This window comes from Microcoleus sp. CZ3-B2, assembly GCF_036705055.1.
Classification (GTDB): Bacteria; Cyanobacteriota; Cyanobacteriia; order Cyanobacteriales; family Microcoleaceae; genus Microcoleus.
This window is the reverse complement of sequence record NZ_JAUBTN010000001.1, coordinates 62,079-79,029: the sequence shown is the minus strand read 5'-3', so window position 1 is coordinate 79,029 and position 16,951 is coordinate 62,079. Positions and strand designations below refer to the sequence as shown.

At 44.2% G+C, this 16,951-nt stretch carries 11 protein-coding genes; 4 read left to right on the top strand and 7 right to left on the bottom strand.

What is annotated here, in order from left to right; genetic code table 11:
* Nucleotides 1-91: 91 nt before the first annotated feature.
* Genes QUA97_RS00335 through QUA97_RS00320 form a run of 4 tightly spaced genes read right to left on the bottom strand, consistent with a single transcriptional unit; the run spans nt 92 to nt 5,561 of the window.
* Entirely contained in the window at nt 92-1,288 is a 1,197-nt protein-coding gene (locus QUA97_RS00335; RefSeq protein ID WP_333191991.1) for an McrC family protein, read from the bottom strand.
* Nucleotides 1,289-1,344: 56 nt separating this feature from the next.
* The gene (locus QUA97_RS00330) at nt 1,345-2,958 is read right to left on the bottom strand and encodes an McrB family protein (RefSeq protein WP_333191989.1); all 1,614 of its coding nucleotides are present in this window, start codon (nt 2,956-2,958) and stop codon (nt 1,345-1,347) included.
* Between the two features lie 45 nt (nt 2,959-3,003).
* Nucleotides 3,004-3,441, bottom strand: a complete 438-nt coding sequence (locus QUA97_RS00325; RefSeq protein WP_333191986.1) for an ASCH domain-containing protein — start codon at nt 3,439-3,441, stop codon at nt 3,004-3,006.
* 17 nt (nt 3,442-3,458) lie between these two features.
* Nucleotides 3,459-5,561 (bottom strand): GNAT family N-acetyltransferase, encoded by a 2,103-nt coding sequence (locus QUA97_RS00320; RefSeq protein WP_333191983.1) that lies wholly within the window; start codon nt 5,559-5,561, stop codon nt 3,459-3,461.
* Nucleotides 5,562-5,890: 329 nt separating this feature from the next.
* Here QUA97_RS00320 and QUA97_RS00315 point away from each other — a divergent pair, with 329 nt between their 5' ends.
* The 3 genes from QUA97_RS00315 (at nt 5,891) to QUA97_RS00305 (ending at nt 13,259) form a co-directional block, all read left to right on the top strand.
* Nucleotides 5,891-7,543: an FAD-dependent oxidoreductase gene (locus tag QUA97_RS00315; protein ID WP_333191979.1), complete on the top strand. Its 1,653-nt coding sequence runs from the start codon at nt 5,891-5,893 to the stop codon at nt 7,541-7,543.
* A 328-nt stretch (nt 7,544-7,871) separates the two neighbouring features.
* Nucleotides 7,872-10,259 carry a calcium-binding protein gene (locus tag QUA97_RS00310; protein ID WP_333192243.1) on the top strand — a complete coding sequence of 796 codons (2,388 nt, stop codon included), beginning with the start codon at nt 7,872-7,874 and terminating at the stop codon, nt 10,257-10,259.
* A 273-nt stretch (nt 10,260-10,532) separates the two neighbouring features.
* Nucleotides 10,533-13,259, top strand: coding sequence for a valine--tRNA ligase (locus QUA97_RS00305; RefSeq protein WP_333191976.1), 2,727 nt, complete (start codon nt 10,533-10,535; stop codon nt 13,257-13,259).
* Between the two features lie 143 nt (nt 13,260-13,402).
* On the opposite strand, the gene QUA97_RS28225 is transcribed toward QUA97_RS00305, so the two are convergent.
* Entirely contained in the window at nt 13,403-13,678 is a 276-nt protein-coding gene (locus tag QUA97_RS28225) for a hypothetical protein (protein ID WP_442922463.1), read from the bottom strand.
* A gap of 14 nt (nt 13,679-13,692) precedes the next feature.
* Between QUA97_RS28225 and QUA97_RS00300 the strand changes: the two genes are divergently transcribed.
* On the top strand, nt 13,693-14,163 hold the full coding sequence (locus tag QUA97_RS00300; RefSeq protein ID WP_333191974.1) for a hypothetical protein: 471 nt from the start codon (nt 13,693-13,695) through the stop codon (nt 14,161-14,163).
* A gap of 46 nt (nt 14,164-14,209) precedes the next feature.
* On the opposite strand, the gene crtB is transcribed toward QUA97_RS00300, so the two are convergent.
* Complete coding sequence (crtB, locus tag QUA97_RS00295; protein WP_333191971.1) at nt 14,210-15,139, bottom strand: 15-cis-phytoene synthase CrtB; 930 nt, start codon at nt 15,137-15,139, stop codon at nt 14,210-14,212.
* 208 nt (nt 15,140-15,347) lie between these two features.
* The gene (gene pds / locus QUA97_RS00290) at nt 15,348-16,721 is read right to left on the bottom strand and encodes a 15-cis-phytoene desaturase (protein ID WP_333092341.1); all 1,374 of its coding nucleotides are present in this window, start codon (nt 16,719-16,721) and stop codon (nt 15,348-15,350) included.
* Between the last annotated feature and the right edge of the window lie 230 nt (nt 16,722-16,951).

Here is a 16,951-nt window from a genome sequence, read left to right as displayed (position 1 = left end):
ACCCTAATATGAAAGGTTTGAGAGGTGCAATTGCGCCTCTTTTTTTTGTGAGAAAATGAACCGCTCCAGCGCCAGAGGGCGCAGAGAATAGTTAGAAGAGGATTTTTTGAGGTAGAGAGGTTAAGAAGGTTTTTCCGGCTTCATTGAGGTCGCCATCTAGGGAAAAAGTTAGACTGCGAACTCGGATATCACCAATTTTATTGTTTAGTGGCTGTTTGAGGTCTTGCGGGTAAATGAGAATTGCATTTTTACAGTTTACTGCATTGGCGTAGGCAACTATTTGATGACGGTCACTACTGGCTACTTGATCTGGATTTTTGTATTTGGTATCGAGGACATACAGGATTTCATTTGTTTCAATATCGCGTAGAATTAAGTCAATTTTATCGGAATAATTTTGGTCATGTGTTACCGTGTGTTTTTTATTGACAAAGAAGCCTGTTGGTGTATTTGCTTTGAGCCATTCAGCGACAAATTGTTCATATAAATTAGCCATGTCTATGAGAAAAGGGAGCATTTCGCGATCGCCCTTTTCGTGACTGGGCCCTGTGTTATCTAAAAAAAATCGACATAAGGCGTGTAAAAGTTGATAATCTTGATTCAAACGGTGATAAGTGCGATCGACACAAGCTGATGATTTAAAATGTTTTAATGTCACAAATCCTTGGAGTGCATGAAATGCTTTTCGCACAGTGGATGAAACAGATTCACCGCACACACCGCTGCGCCCAATCATGAAGAGTGTCCAAGCCAGAATTTGATTATCTTCGATATCGCCTGTTTGTTCGTGATAGTGGCATTTTAGTTTAACATCCCAAGGTTTTTGCAGGGCTGACCGCAAATCGACGCGGCCGCGAATATAAGCGAGTCTTTCTGTTTTGGATAAGTAATCGCGATACAATCCTTTGCGACAGCGTTCGAGAATTTTTTGAGCAAGAATGTTAGCTAATCTCTCGTAAATTTGTTTTAAAGATTGGCACTGAATCTGCCCTTGGGGAAATTTTATCTTAAGGTTGTAGGCATATTCAAGCATTCCGAATAAGTTGTTTATGGGAACCTTTGGGCGGATGGCAATGTGAAAGTCGGGAGTGATGGGAATGTTGCCAACTCTGCCTTTAGATTTTAATTCCCATTGATATTTTGTTTTAGGGTTAGGAAATTCTATGTCGATTTCCTTGCCATAATTCTGGTATATTTTATCTCCTACTGATTCGGGGATAAAATCTCGTTCAAAAGTGGCTAATAGATATTCTTTAAGTTCGATAATTCGGCGGGATTCTGGTTTCATAATTGTGGTGGATGCGGTAACGCCACCGTATCGGCGTTAATGACGGCGTTAGATTGTCAATAGCCCAATTTATTCTTGATATTCTCCCAGAGAAACTCATCCATTTTTTCCAGGTTATCAAAGAAGTATTCTTCGAGGTATGGCTCAATTTCCATTTGCCAAATATCTCGGATATCTTCAGCTAAGGTTTTTGTCAAAAAGAAGGAGATGCCTAGTTCATAGTGTTTATTGTTAATTGCGCGATTGACATCTTCTAGAATGCTAGTTAATTTATCAACTGGAAAACCTGTTTCCTCTCTCTGGTGATACTGTCGCAGCACTTCATAGTTTGGATAGATAGAAATGAATGCGAAACGGCGGCGGAGTGCGTTATCGACTAAGGCAATAGAACGGTCTGCGGTGTTCATTGTGCCGATAATGCGGACATTTGTAGGGATTCTAAATAGTTTACCGCTGGCTAGTGTAATAAAGCGTTTTGTGTCCTGTCGGTCATCTAGGAGATACATTAACTCGCCAAAGACTTGAGATAAATTTGCGCGATTAATTTCATCAATAATGAGAACGCAAGTGTCTTCACAGGCTTCGGCTTTTTCGCAAAATTCTAGGAATCTACCGGGAACTATGGAGTAGGTTAATTGTCCGTTTTGAGTTGTTGGGCGGAGGCCTTCGATAAAGTCTTCGTAGGTGTAGGCGGGGTGAAATTGGATAATGTCTGAGAAGCCGTCACCGCCGCCAATTAAGTGTTGGGAGAGTTTTTCTGCTATGAAGGTTTTTCCGGTTCCGGGCGGGCCTTGGATGATGGTTTGGCCTTTGCGGTGGATGGCGTGTATATAGCGGTTGAGTTCTGTTTCGTCAAAGCCAGTTTCTTCGGCACATTGGTTCAAAAGATATTCCGGTTGCAACTCTACTTTTTCTACAGCGTATTCAAACACAATGCCCTCATCTACTGGTTGCACTTCGTTACTAGGAAAGTCATATTTTTTTACATCTACAAGCCAGTGGCAGAACATATCAAATAGATCGTCATATCGAATAGATGGAGCGCCATTTTGGTGCATTTCTTTAGTGAATTCTTCAATTAGCTCGCGTCCGGTTAAGTTAGCAGAAGAGTAGTCTATTAGCTGTTTGCTATACGAAGTATTGGCCAAATAGTTAATAACCTGTATTGACTTGTCATTAATCGCGAGAAAGTCATCGGGACGGAGAGCATTGAGGATAGGTGTTAGCATTCCTATCTCGCCGAACAAGGAGACGGGCATTTCTTCTGAAAACTCTCTACACGAATAATATAGCCGACTCGGCTCGTCGTTACAACAGCAGACTAAATAAAAAATTAATTCGGCAATTCTTACTGGCGCTATTAATGACAATTTTTTATAAGATTTTGAATTCCATAACAACCCTTTTATTATGCACGGATTAATATGAATCCAGGCCCCCCTTTGTCGATTAGTAGGAGAGTCTTGGTAAGGTAGAAGTTTCAACATTATAGATTCATTCACATCTTCTCCAGACTCAGCAGCAGCAGCGATCGCTTCAAAATTTCTACGTCCCTGCTGACGCTGCTCCTCGTAAGCCACCCTATGACGTAACCCATCTGGAGTGTAGGGATATGAACTGACAAATTCCTGAAATAGCCTGACGAACTCAGCTTTTTTTTTCGCTAGCATACTGCTCTTGCCAACTATTGATTAATAAATTATTGTAGTAAATATTTATCTCGAACATTCTCCTAGAGAATAGACTATTCTCAACTGTTTATCCGTGATGTAACGATAACTTTGTGGTGGTTTAAGCTCAGGCAACTTTTTTCTTAAACGGTGTAAGTCTACTGGTTGGCTAAACCTGTGAATATCTTTAAGAAAAATTCCAATACCTGTTTTTGTACCTTGATAATAATCATAAAAATTTTCAGATGAAATGCCCGCTTTATCTTCAACTTCCTCCCAAAGTTCCGCAATTGGTTTTTCTATGATAGTATCCACTTTGAATGAACCGAATACAGCTTTAGTCGGGGAAGAAATGTAAATTAATACCAAATCGCCTTCGTTCAATAATCGAGGGCGGACGCGCCGCAATTCAACAGTCTTATTGCTATCAAATATTTTGTGGGCGTATTCCGGTCGAATAGATAATAGCAAGATACTTGACATGGGTTACACTCCTTTCTTTATGTCGCGGTTCCTTCATTATATATGATTCCGAATTGTTCCTTTGAAATCTTAAATAAACTTTGAACGGTTGTTTTATTTTCAAGTATTTCCCGAAGCCTATTTAATGTCAGTCGTTTAGTAAAAATTTTGGTATAGCTAAATCTGATAGCCATAATATCTTCATCGGGTTTGTCTCTTGCTAGAGTCATTAAATCTTTTAACTCATATACACCTAAACTACGAAATTGTCTATATAATTTGTCAGGCTTGTCTATGATAACTTCATCTAACCTAGAGCAAGCTTTAACCTCTTTGGTTCCAAAAGTAAATGATGTATCGGAGCTAATATACCATAAAATTCGACCAATATCACCAGGTCTTAGACCGCCATTATTTCCCTTGTAGTACACCAGTTCGCGTCTTAGCGCTAGATCAGCTTGAGAATCAAAGAGGTACTGGTTAGCCAACTCTTCGTCGAACAAATCTTTTGCCCATCTGGGTTGAATAGGAATAATGAATGTAGGCAAGTCAGCATTAATAACTTTAGCAGGCCAAAGGTGACGTTCTATCTCCGATATAGTCTTTATATCTTGAGTTAATTCGCTGATAGTAAGAGTTTCTGCAAGCTGAATGCAAAAATGATATTCTGGCCCCATGCTACCTAATTCAGCAAGGTAATTAGATAGTTCTATTGATGTTTTTGCAACAGCAAGATTCGCCTTTAAATACCCATTGTTAACTCGAACAAAAGCATCTTCTTGAATAGCTTGTAAAACAGTTTCTTGCAGATAGGGGTCAATAATTCTGGTAAATTGTCGCTTTTCATCGGCTGAGAGTGATATAGAATAGAAAATCAAATACCGTGCCAGTGTAGCCGCTATAGCGCCTGGACGAACTCGCATGATTTTCACTTTTAGTTCGTAAGTTTGGTGTCGATCAAAAACAATTAAAGCAAGGGGTGTATTTTCATTTTCTAAAAAAACATAACATTTAAATTTATCGGGATTAGCAATAATGTGGCGCAGCCGTTGTTTAAATTCTCCCTCTATTTCGCCCTTTTCACTAGCATGAAAACTATCAACCAATCGAAATTGTTCAAATTTATGGATGAGTTTCATCTTTATAGATGTACCTGCCAAGCGAACAGGTTGATATTCAACATTTCTGCGAATATCATCGAATTTTAAAATTAAATTTGTTGGGCTAATTACTTCCAGTGTAAATTTTTTATAAATTTCATCAGCTAAATTCAAGACTTCTATGTTGCGAGTTACAAATACCGGAGAATCAGAAGCAATAGTTATAGCTAATTGATTTATTGTAGCTTGATCGAAGGTTATAGATTGGTCGGCTAACAGTTGAGCGATAGAATATAAAATACCTTCAAGTCTAGTTTTGTCATACAACAACTGAGTAAAACTATTAGCGAGGTAACGTTTGCTATCTCTTAATTTAGCATCATCTATTCTGTTGATTGATTTGAAAATTTCATCAGTGATGCACAACTCCAAGTCATCCTGCAACCAATCAGCGAGTAGAGAGTCGGATTCTGTAGTTTTAAGCTCTTCATTTCCGTGCAATTCCAAGAAAACGCTTGTGTCGATGACTGCACAAAGTTTAGATTCAAGCTTCTGATTAGCAGCATAAGAAAATATCGTAGGATGATTGTGTTCTAGCCACCAAATTGTCAGAAGTTTACCATCCTTACTTTTGCCTGTCTTTTCATCTAAGGGAACAAAGCCTAATTTATACCACATCCCGTCTATTCCATAGTCTCGGCGACATTTAAGCTCAATCCTATAAAAATCCTGAGTTTTTTGACTTAAGTAATTGACTAGCTTTTTAGCAACATCTTTGCCACGCCATGACGGATCGATGCAGAGATGAACAATAACAATTGCGTGTTTTCGGATCGCCTTCCGGTATAGCAGATAACCAATACAAGTTTTATCGGGATCAATAGCCACAAGAATCGTGCGCTTGATTGCATATTCTAGAAAAGCATCTCTTGGTAACAAGCCGAGAGTTTTTTTATTGGCGTCACCTAGTGCTATAACGGTTTGCAAATGAGGGGATGTATGGTCAATTGCTTCGATCGTCACCTGTGTTTCTGCTGTCACTTGTTTGTACCTCCTCAAGTTTCCGCCATACCTCAGTTTGATCTAATTTTACCACTGAGTCAATGATTTGGGTTGCTATCTCGCCCTTCCTTCCCTCTCAGTATCACATTACAAGCGGCTGGGAAAGTCGGGAGTCATAAAGTACGATCGCCCTTCGCATCCTTATCAACATCAATTCCCCTCCCTCTCCCAGTAGTAACACTGACAAAACCGCTAATAACCCTTCCCGGAAAAGTTAAACTTGTGTCGAAATTACCTAAACGTGCTATATTCCCCTAAACCCTGAACAGCACTTTCAGGTAATGCAAATTCATCAACCAGTCAACTAAATGCCTCCTACTTTCAAGAAATTAGCTGCCATTGCCATCTTTTTTGTAGCCGTAAAAGTTTTAGTTGACTCCCCCTATTTCAAAGAAGCAAAAAGCTCGATCGCCCACCGAAACGAAGCAAGTGCCACATTAGACCCCCCAAACCTGCGACAAACAGCCACAAACAAGCCCCCAGCAGCCCATCCAACATCAGTCGATCGCAACTTTGATATCGTAGTGTACGGCGACGAAGTACCGGGAATATGTGCGGCGATATGGGCTAAGAAAACTTTAGGTGAAAAAGGAAAAGTTGCGATCGTGCGATCGAACTACGCAACCGATCCCTTGGGCGGCGTACTCACCCGCGGCGGTTTAGGTTACGTCGATTTAGATAAAATCCCCGATTGGTATCGCCAACCCTACGCCCAATGCTTCCGGGAATTCTTAGATAAAGCCAATGTTCCCGAATCTTGCTTAGAACCAAAACAGGCCGACAAAGCACTCAAAGAGATGCTTGCGGAAGCCGGAGTTAAAGTTATTTCCAACTCAACTCTTACTCCTCACGTAGTCAATAATAAAATTGAATATGCCGAAGTCAATAACACTAAAATCAAAATTAAAGCTAATTCTTTTATTGATGTAACTCAAGATGCCGAACTTGCTAGAAAAGCAGGTTTATCTTATTACACAGGATATGAATCGCAAAACATCAAATCAAAAAATGAATCCTTAGCTATATCTGTAGTCCCGACAATTACCGGGCTAACGATCGCCGATTTACGCAAAATAGAAGATAACATTCTCTACAACACTCCTTTAGTAGAAAAAATTAAAGCCAGCATTAGCAAATATAAAGACCCTGCCAGTACACAATTCTGGATGAGGAACTTTGAAAGTACGATTTATCAAGCCTATACAGACGGATATAATATCAGAAGTGTAGCCATCGGAGCCGCCTATCACGCAGATAGAAATCTCCCCTTCACTCAAGAAAAAGGATTCTTTTTTGACAAGGCAAATATTTGCGTTTATAAAAATAATTCGATGTCGTGGAACGGGTTTCTGTTTAAATACAAAGTTGACGAATTGATGAAGATGGAAGCTAACGGCAGAAAACCGACTCCTGAAATGGTTAAAGAAATGTCACACCTGCAAGAATGGCTGCAAAAAAAGTCGGGTAAAGATGTGAGACTATTTATCCCGGATGAGATTTATATCAGACAAACTTTGAATGTGCGCGATGTGGTAGCGCCGCTGACGGGGAAGGAGATTATTCTAGGGGGAACTATACCAGAAAAGTCGATCGGCAGTTTTTCCTACGATTTCGACTTGCGGGGCGGAGTCAAGGATTTGGATTCGAGAATTCCGCCGCTGCCGGTGTATAATTTCGGGATAGAGAGCGCTTTGGCTAGTAAAGTGAGTAATTTGGCGATCGTCGGGCGATCTTCGGGCTATGTCGGTATGGCGGTATCAGTCGGGCGAATTGCGACAGTGAATATTTATCAAGGACAAGGTGTGGGCGTAGCCGCTGGTTTGGCTAGCAAGTTAGGAGTGCCGCTGAATACGATTACTTCGGCTAAAACCAGAGAAACTTTGGAGACTTTGACGGGGAAAACTACGTATTTGTCGGGGAGAGATACGAGTTATGGCGTGGATTATCAAGAGGTGAAATAATTAAATACCTTCAGTTTGTAGTGTGGAATGCGAGTCAGCTCCGGGATTGCGGACTCCCATTCCACACTACGAATTCATTTTAGATCGGTCAATTGACCGGACACGATATCAGAACAATCCGCCGCCTGTTTTATGAAGTTTTATTACAAAAATCGTCGTTCCGCATAAAAACAAGAGCTTGAGTCTGACAAATAAGCAGACAGGTTCTAGCTGTTCGACTGCTGTAATAGTGAGACTTAAAAATGGCAACCATTAACGGAACGTTGGCTGACGATACTCTCAATGGCACTTCTAATGCAGATGTGATATTTGGGAAGGCTCTGACTTGGTGTTTGGGCGCGATGGAAATGACTTGATTTATGGGAAGCAGGGGGCTGATACTCTGCACGGGAATGAAGGGAATGATACTTTGTACGGCGGTAAGGGTAATGAGACTGTTTATGCCGGCAAAGGTGACGATCGACTATTTGGCGATTCTGACGACGACTTGCTGTATGGAAACGACGGCGTGGACACCATAAACGGTGGTAAAGGCAACGATACAGTTTACGGCGGCAAAGGTAATGACAGCTTGTTGGGCAACTTGGGAGATGACTTTCTTGCTGGCGACAAGGGTTCGGATACCTTAACTGGGGGGAATGGTAATGATACTTTCTTTATCGGTAAAACTACCGGCGGTTCTCAGTTATTGGATGCGGACTTCATTACTGATTATACAGACGGTGAAGATGTAATTAAGTTAAATAGCGACCTGTCGTTTGATGACCTGAAAATTTATGCGGGTAAAGGCGTTTATTCTGGCTACACGATTATTCAGGATAAGCTAACAAACGAATATTTAGCGGTTTTGGAGGGTACGAATAGTATCGCTATTGCTGATTCTAGCGGAGTTAATACCGTGCAGCCCGAGCCTTTACCAACAGCACCGACACCTGCACCGACGCCGACACCTTCGATCGCTTCGACGCCGACACCTTCCATCACGCCGACTCCGACGCCTGAATCTGTAACGACTCCGACTCCTGCACCGACTCCGACTCCGACACCTGCACCGACTCCGACTCCTGCGGTGACGACTCCGACACCTGCACCGACTCCGACTCCTGCGGTGACGACTCCGACGCCTGTGACGACTCCGACGCCTGCGGTGACTCCGACGCCTGCGGTGACGACTCCGACGCCTGCACCGACTCCAACTCCTGCACCGACTCCAACTCCTGCGGTGACGACTCCGACGCCTGTGGTGACGACTCCGACGCCTGTGGTGACGACTCCGACACCTGCACCGACTCCGACGCCTGTGACAACGCCGACGCCTGTGGTGACGACTCCGACTCCTGTGACGACTCCGACGCCTGTGACGACTCCGACACCTGTAAAACCGACAGCGTTTGATGAAAAATTCTACCTGGTTAATAATTATGATGTCGCCAAAGCCGTTTTGACGGGTCAGGTGAAAAGTGCTTTGGAACACTACGAGACTTTGGGTAAAGCTCAAGGTCGAGCTAGCGCTCCTTCCCAGGTAAGCACTTTCAACATTACATTCGACTATCGGTTTGATGCTAATGGGTTCTTCAATGACCCCAACCGCAAAGCTACTTTGGAAGCAGCAGCAGACTACTGGGAATCCGTCATCCAAGATGAATTTCCTAATATTGCCACTGGTACCGAGCTTTGGGTACCAAATCCTCAAACTTCAAAATTGGATAAGGTCGTTTTAGATAAGGAAATCGACGATGTGGTGATATTTGTCGGCGCTCGCCCTATCAGGAGCTTCGCTGTTGGGGTAACAAACAGTTCTGGTGCTGGCTACAAAGATGAAACGAGTTTTTCCTATGTTTTGCCCGATCGGGTAAATGGAGTCAATTATGAACCTTATCTAGGAAGCATTTCCTTTGGTTCTGATGTTGCATATAGTGTTGACAAAACGCCCTTCGACTATAGTGATACTGCCAGTGAAAATGGTAGTGATGCTAGCCTTTTTATCACTGCCAGCCATGAAATAGCTCATGTACTAGGGTTTACTCAGTCACCTATTTACAGTGCGCGAGTTAATGGCACTTCTTTTAATGGTGTGAACGCCAAGATTGTTAATGGAGGCAATCCAATTCCTGTAAGCAGTGCAAATAACATAATTCATCTAAGCAATATCACAACACCATCAGGCGTATCATCCCTTATGGGAAGTGGTGGTTCTGCATTTGCATTTATCCCCACAAAGGTTGACTTGGCAATTTTGGCAGATGTTGGCTACAAATTTGACGGATTTACCGTTCAAGATTCAACGCCAACTGCTGCAACTGAGGGAGACGATAAAGTCATTGGCACAGATTTGGCAGATACTCTCAACGGTTTAGGTGGTAATGACATCATCAGCGGTTCAGGTGGCAATGATATTCTGACGGGAGGTGCTGGCAATGACACGCTCTCTGGTGGCGGGGGTCAGGATACGTTTTTCTTTGGAGCAGCAAATGGCCAAGATCAAATCAATGATTTTGTGGTGGCTGATGACAAGATACAGATAGCTGCTGGTCTTGGTTTTAACAGTGGAGCCGATGTTTTAGTTCCGCGTCCAGGAACCTTCTTCGGTGGGGATTACACCGATCAGAGCGGCAATGTTATTGGACAGTTTTCTCGAATTACCATCAGTTCTGGGAACACGATTTCAATCGTCCATAAAGACTCTCTCACGGCTGCGAATTTCATCATCCTCTAATCTAGTCTTCAGACAAGTTTAGAATTAGAGCGATCGCCCTTAATCCCCAAAAGGGCGATCGCTCTTTCTTTGCTTGTTCAATTACTTTCAGACCCCAAAAATTAGGATTATTGAACCGCGAAGACGCAAAGGACACGAAGGAAGAAGGAAGAAGTAAATAATGTTCTACTGGGAAGAAAGTAAACTAAGTAGAAATTGCACTTTCCCCCAAACACCCCTCACCCTCCCCCCGCTGTGGCACAATCATAAATAAGATAAAACCCTCAAGCCACCATGACCGCAAACCTACCACCCCAATACGACCCCAAAGCCACCGAAACCAAGTGGCAAAAATACTGGGAAGACAATCAAACCTTCAAAGCTGACCCAGAAGCCGGCGGCGAACCTTACTGCGTCGTCATTCCGCCGCCCAACGTCACGGGCAGCCTCCACATGGGACACGCTTTTGAAGAGACGCTGATTGATGTCCTCGTCCGCTATCACCGCATGACTGGACGCAATACCCTGTGGTTGCCGGGAACGGATCATGCTAGCATCGCAGTTCAAACTATTCTCGAAAAACAACTCAAAGCAGAAGGCAAAACTCGCCACGATTTAGGGCGAGAAAAATTCTTAGAACGGGCTTGGGAATGGAAAGCTGAATCTGGCAATACTATTACTAATCAACTGCGTAGTCTGGGCGTGTCTGTCGATTGGTCGCGAGAACGCTTTACGATGGATGAAGGCTTATCCGCTGCGGTTTTAGAAGCTTTTGTCCGTCTGTACGATGAGGGGCTGATTTATCGCGGTAATTACTTGGTGAATTGGTGTCCGGCGAGTCAGTCTGCTGTGTCGGATTTGGAAGTTGATCAGCAGGAAGTTGAGGGGCATTTATGGCATTTCCGCTATCCTTTGACGGACGGTTCCGGTTATTTGGAGGTGGCGACGACTCGGCCGGAGACGATGTTGGGCGATACTGGAGTGGCCGTGAATCCAGAGGACGATCGCTACAAGCATCTTATCGGTAAAACTGTCACTTTGCCCATTCTCGATCGCGAAATTCCAATTTTTGCCGATGAATTAGTTGACCCAACTTTCGGAACTGGCTGTGTCAAAGTGACTCCCGCCCACGATCCGAATGACTTCGAGATGGGTAAGCGCCACAATTTGCCGTTTATTAACATCATGAACAAGGACGGCACTTTAAATGAAAATGCCGGAGAGTTCCAAGGACAAGATAGATTTGTTGCCCGCAAAAATGTGGTGAAGCGGTTAGAAACCGACGGTTTTTTGGTTAAAATAGAAGATTACAAGCACACAGTTCCCTACAGCGAACGCGGCAAAGTTCCCGTCGAACCGTTGATATCAACCCAATGGTTTGTGAAGATAGATCCGCTTTCTCAACGCGCGCTAGAAGCATTGGACAAAAGTAATTCGCCTGTATTTGTTCCTGACAGATGGACAAAGGTTTATCGCGATTGGTTGGTGAAGCTAAAAGATTGGTGTATTTCCCGGCAATTGTGGTGGGGACACCAAATTCCTGCTTGGTATGCTGTTAGCGAAACTAACGGCGAAATTACTGATACAACGCCGTTTGTGGTGGCTAAAACTGAAGCTGATGCTAGAGAAAAAGCGGAGGCTAGGTTTGGCAAAGATGTCGAATTAGCAAGAGATCCAGATGTATTGGATACTTGGTTTTCGTCGGGGTTGTGGCCTTTTTCAACTCTGGGATGGCCGGAAGAAACTAAGGATTTGGATTTTTACTACCCGACAACTACTCTGGTGACGGGTTTTGATATCATCTTTTTCTGGGTTGCTAGAATGACGATGATGGCAGGACATTTTACGGGAAAGATGCCGTTTGATACTGTTTACATTCACGGTTTGGTGTTGGATGAAAACAGTCGAAAAATGTCTAAGAGTAAAGGTAATGGTATCGATCCGCTGCTGTTGATTGGTAAGTACGGGACTGATGCTTTGCGCTACACTTTGGTTAAGGAAGTGATTGGGGCTGGGCAGAATATTCGCATGGAGTACGATCGCAAAACTGATGAATCGAAATCAGTCGAGGCTTCCCGGAATTTCACAAATAAGCTGTGGAATGCGGCCCGGTTTGTGATGATGAATCTGGAGGGACAAACTCCGCAGCAGTTGGGAAGTCCGGCTGTAGAAGGCGGTAGTTTGGAATTGTGCGATCGCTGGATTCTTTCTCGCTATCATCAAGTTGTGCAACAAAGTCGCAATTCTTTGGAAACTTACGGCTTGGGAGAAGCGGCTAAGAATCTTTACGAGTTTATTTGGGGCGATTTCTGCGACTGGTATATTGAGTTAGTTAAGTCTCGCTTGCAGGAGGATGCTGAACCCAATTCTAAGAAAGTCGCGCAGCAAACTTTTGCTTTTGTGTTGGAAGGAATTCTGAAATTGCTGCATCCTTTTATGCCGCACATTACTGAGGAAATTTGGCACACTCTGACTCAAACAGGTGACGATCAATGTTTGGCTTTGCAAGCTTATCCTGAAGCCGATACATCGCCGATCGATCCAGAATTAGAACAGCAGTTTGAGTTGTTGTTCGGGACAATTCGCACTCTTCGTAATTTGCGGGCGGATTCTGATATCAAACCGAGTCTGAAGGTGACGGCGATTTTGCAAAGCGAAAGCGAGAAGGAACGCCAAATTATCTCGGATGGAGGCGTTTACATTCAGGATTTAGCCAGGGTGGAAAATCTGACGGTAACATCTAGTTTGGATGCAGATTTAGGACAGACAATTGCTGGGGTTGTCGGTACTGTACAAGTATTGATTCCTCTGGCTGGGGTGGTGGATTTGGTGGCTTTGCGCGGTAAATTAGAGAAGAAGTTGAGCAAGGTGGAAGCTGAAATTAAGCATACTGCGGCGCGTTTGACTAATCAGAAGTTTGTGGATAAGGCTACTCCTGATGTGGTTCAGGGCGCGAGGGATGCTTTGGCGGAAGCGGAGAAACAGGCGGAAATTTTGCGCGATCGGCTAAAGTTGTTTTAATAGTTAACGGTTGACAGTTGACAGTTGACAGCTAAGTTGAGGCGCATCTAAATTCTACAGTCAAGGTAGTATCAGTCTTCTATCTGAGTCCCCATCCTCTCGATCCCCCCTAACCCCCTTAAAAAGGGGGATGCGAGGGGGATCTAGTCTCGGCCACAAGCGAGATATACAAATAACCAATAACAAACAACCAATAATATCGTTTCCGCTTGCATCGTCAGGTGATTTAACCTTATTAGTACACAGAGTACACAGAGTCCGAGAATATATATCTGCTGAATCATTCCGATGCTACCGGATTTGATATAACCAATAACCAATAACCAATAACCAATAACCAATAACCAATAACCAATAACCAATAACCAATAACCAACAACCAATAACAAATAACCAATAACTAATAACCAACAACCAATAACTAATAACCTTTATGCTATATTTAGCCCAAGTACAAAAGAAGGATATTTTAGGTGAAATAAGTCTGCAATTGCTGGCTTGTCAAAATGCTGATGAGACTTGGGCTATTCTTCCCGAACAAACTGTCTTGATAGTGCCGCCAAATTGTCATCAAAATGTGTTAAATGAAGGAATGCTAGTATTAGCAGATATTGGCGAAAATAGCCAGGTTTTGAATATTCAAACAGCTACAAACTGGGTGCTAGAATTAGTTGAAAAGTATTTAACCACAGGCTTTACTTCCGATTTTTTGCAGCAAGAAGCCCAGAAAGCAGAAGAGTGCCGCCAATCTCTCACTTTGCAAAGTCAAGAATTGTCTCGGAGATCGATCGAACTTGAAGCCCGCCGCGAACAAATTCAAAATTTAGAAGCCAAACTCCAGCAGGAAAAACAATTGCTGGAAAGCAAAAATCATCCCTCCGAAGAGAATTTTGATGCGCCATAACAAAGTCCGCCGGCGCGGACTGATATCGAAGCAATATTGCCGGAGGCTAAAGCACTTTTGACTTGATCCAAGCGGCGGGGAGACACAGCAATTTCTGAGAATTGCTGACATAAGCCCGCTTCTGGAAAACATCGTACTGATTCCGTTCGATCGCATTTAAGATTCTGCTGTACAACATCGTAGCAGCCCACACTGTCCAGCGGATATCGGGACTCAAAACTTTGATTCCGGGCTCGGCGCTGGCGTATAATTTGCGAGCTCGCTGGATTTGAAACTTCATCAACTCCCGCCAGCGGTTGTCAATCACACCGTTGAATAAATCTTCTTCGGTGTAGTTAAACAGCGCTAAGTCTTCTAAGGGCAGGTAAATGCGGCCGCGACGGGCGTCTTCTCCGACATCGCGCAGAATGTTAGTTAACTGCTTGGCTATACCGAGGGCGATTGCTTCTTCCTGGGGAATTTTATTTCCCCAGTGCCAATTCCAGTTGGCAGCCCGGTTCGATTCGTCTACACCCATCACAGACATCGACATCAGCCCGACAGTACCCGCTACTCGATAACAGTAAAGATTGAGCTCTTCAAAAGTTTCGTAGCGGCTGCGGTACAAGTCCATTTGCTGGCCCGCAATCATCTCTCGAAACGGCTGAATGTCGATCGGGAAACGAGACAAAGTATCCACCAAAGCGACATCATAATCGTCGTGCGGATGCCCCGCAAACAGCGATTCTAGGCGTTTTTCCCACAAATTTAGGGTTTCAGGGGTCGTAGCCTCAGAACCTGGCCCGTCTACGAGTTCGTCGGTGCGGCGGCACCAGACGTAAATCGCCCAGATAGCCCGACGCTTAGCTTCGGGCATGAGTTGAGTGCCTAAATAAAAATTTTTGGCATAACTCGCTGTGACTTGGCGGCACAGTTCGTAGGATTCATCCAAAGAGGCCAGAGTTCTCATGCACTGGAGTTTTGACAGTTGCAGCATCCGAGAATAAGAAATTTAAAGATTAGAACTGACATTCCCCCGTTGAGACAACGGGAGATTCTTTTACGTCTTTAGGATTGACGCATCCGAACCGAGAAACCTGGTTTTTCAACCGAGATTGAGGGTTTTCAGCAAATATTTTGGCTAAAAACCCGGTTTCACGTCGCCCGCGCGCACATCCCAGTATTTATGAAAAATTCTTAATTTTTCATTTGTTATTGGCCGTTGAAATAGCCTGCGCTGTCAGCTTACCAGAAAGCACAGCACCTTCCATACTCGCAAGATAACGCTGCATTGTATAATCCCCCGTTAGATAGAAATTGCTAATGGGAGTGGTTTGGGTGGGACGGCACTCTTGACGGCCGGGAGTGGCTTTGTAGACGGAACGTGGGGTTTTGACTACGTGATATTTCAGCAGTTTGGCGGGTTCTGGGATTTGGTCGGGAAAGAGTTTTTCTAACTCGACCATTGTGGCTGCGACGATATCTTCGTCAGATTTGCCTATCCAGTCTTTTGCCGGTGCGAGTACCAGTTCCAGCATGGATTTGTCTGGGTTGGCATATTCGCGGCAGGTGTTGCTCATGTCGGCGTAGACGCTCAGCAAGGGCGATCGCGAGAACAGCAAGTGGTCGATATCTGTTAACTTGCGATCGAACCACAAGTGTACATTAATCACCGGTACACCCTCCAAACCTTCGAGCTTTTTGAAATAACCCATTTCGGCCCAAGGTTTCGGCATCATCAACTTCAGCGGGTCAACCGGCATCGCCGAAACGTAAATATCAGCCGTCAGAACTTCTGACTCTGCCCCCTTGACACCCCGAATCTGGAAACCGCGCACCGTGTTGTCATCATTGAGCAAAAACTCCCCGATGGGTGCATTCAACCGGACTTCGCCACCGCGCTCAGTTATGTAGTCTACCATCGGCTGACACAACCTCTCCGTAGGGGAACCGTCTAAAAAAGCCATTTTCGAGCCTTTTGTCTCTTGCAAGAAGCGGTTGAGGGCTGTCAGCAGAATGGTTGCAGATATTTCGTGGGGGTCGATAAAATTCAGCGCCTTGGACATGGCGATGAATACTTCTTTTTCGACTCTGGGGGGGACGTTTTGCTTTTTGAGCCACTCGGAAAAGGAGTATTTGTCCATTTCTTCGACGTATTTCTGGCCCTGAAGTATCGCCGGAACCAAACCGATGCCGAAACTGATTTTTTCGGCCCAGGTGAGCATATCGTTGTTTCTGAGGATAGCCACAAGGCCGTTGAAGGGAGCCGGAATATTCGGAAAGTCAAAGCGCGAATAGGTTCCGGGTGTTTCCGGCTGATTGAAAATCATCGAGTGCTCTTTCCATTGCAGCCGGTCTTCGATGTCTAGTTCTTTGAATAGTTGGAGCATATTTGGGTATGCACCGAAAAATATGTGGAGGCCGGTTTCGTACCAGTCGCCGTCTGCATCTTTCCAAGCGGCTACTTTGCCGCCGAGTACGTCCCGACTTTCTAGGAGGATGGGGGTGTGACCCGCATCGGTGAGATATTTTGCACAGGATAACCCTGCTAGGCCGGCTCCGGCGATCGCAACTCGCATTTAATACTACTGCCCTCTGTTCGCTTCGCCTTAATTATACGTTACAAGTCGTTACATTTTCTAGGCCACGCCACCACAACTCAGAAACCGGGTTTTTCCGACAATCTTGCGCGATCGTCGAAAAAATTGGCAAAAAACCCGGTTTCTAGGCCGCGCCACCACAACTCAGAAACCGGGTTTTTCCGACAATCTTGCGCGATCGTCGAAAAAATTGGCAAAAAACCCGGTTT

Bases quoted from the DNA above. Each gene is read 5' to 3' on its own strand.
- crtB (WP_333191971.1), bottom strand. From the start codon at position 15,139: ATGCTGCAACTGTCAAAACTCCAGTGCATGAGAACTCTGGCCTCTTTG.
- QUA97_RS00300 (WP_333191974.1), top strand. From the start codon at position 13,693: ATGCTATATTTAGCCCAAGTACAAAAGAAGGATATTTTAGGTGAAATA.
- QUA97_RS00305 (WP_333191976.1), top strand. From the start codon at position 10,533: ATGACCGCAAACCTACCACCCCAATACGACCCCAAAGCCACCGAAACC.
- pds (WP_333092341.1), bottom strand. From the start codon at position 16,721: ATGCGAGTTGCGATCGCCGGAGCCGGCCTAGCAGGGTTATCCTGTGCA.
- QUA97_RS00325 (WP_333191986.1), bottom strand. From the start codon at position 3,441: ATGTCAAGTATCTTGCTATTATCTATTCGACCGGAATACGCCCACAAA.
- QUA97_RS00335 (WP_333191991.1), bottom strand. From the start codon at position 1,288: ATGAAACCAGAATCCCGCCGAATTATCGAACTTAAAGAATATCTATTA.
- QUA97_RS00315 (WP_333191979.1), top strand. From the start codon at position 5,891: ATGCCTCCTACTTTCAAGAAATTAGCTGCCATTGCCATCTTTTTTGTA.
- QUA97_RS00330 (WP_333191989.1), bottom strand. From the start codon at position 2,958: ATGCTAGCGAAAAAAAAAGCTGAGTTCGTCAGGCTATTTCAGGAATTT.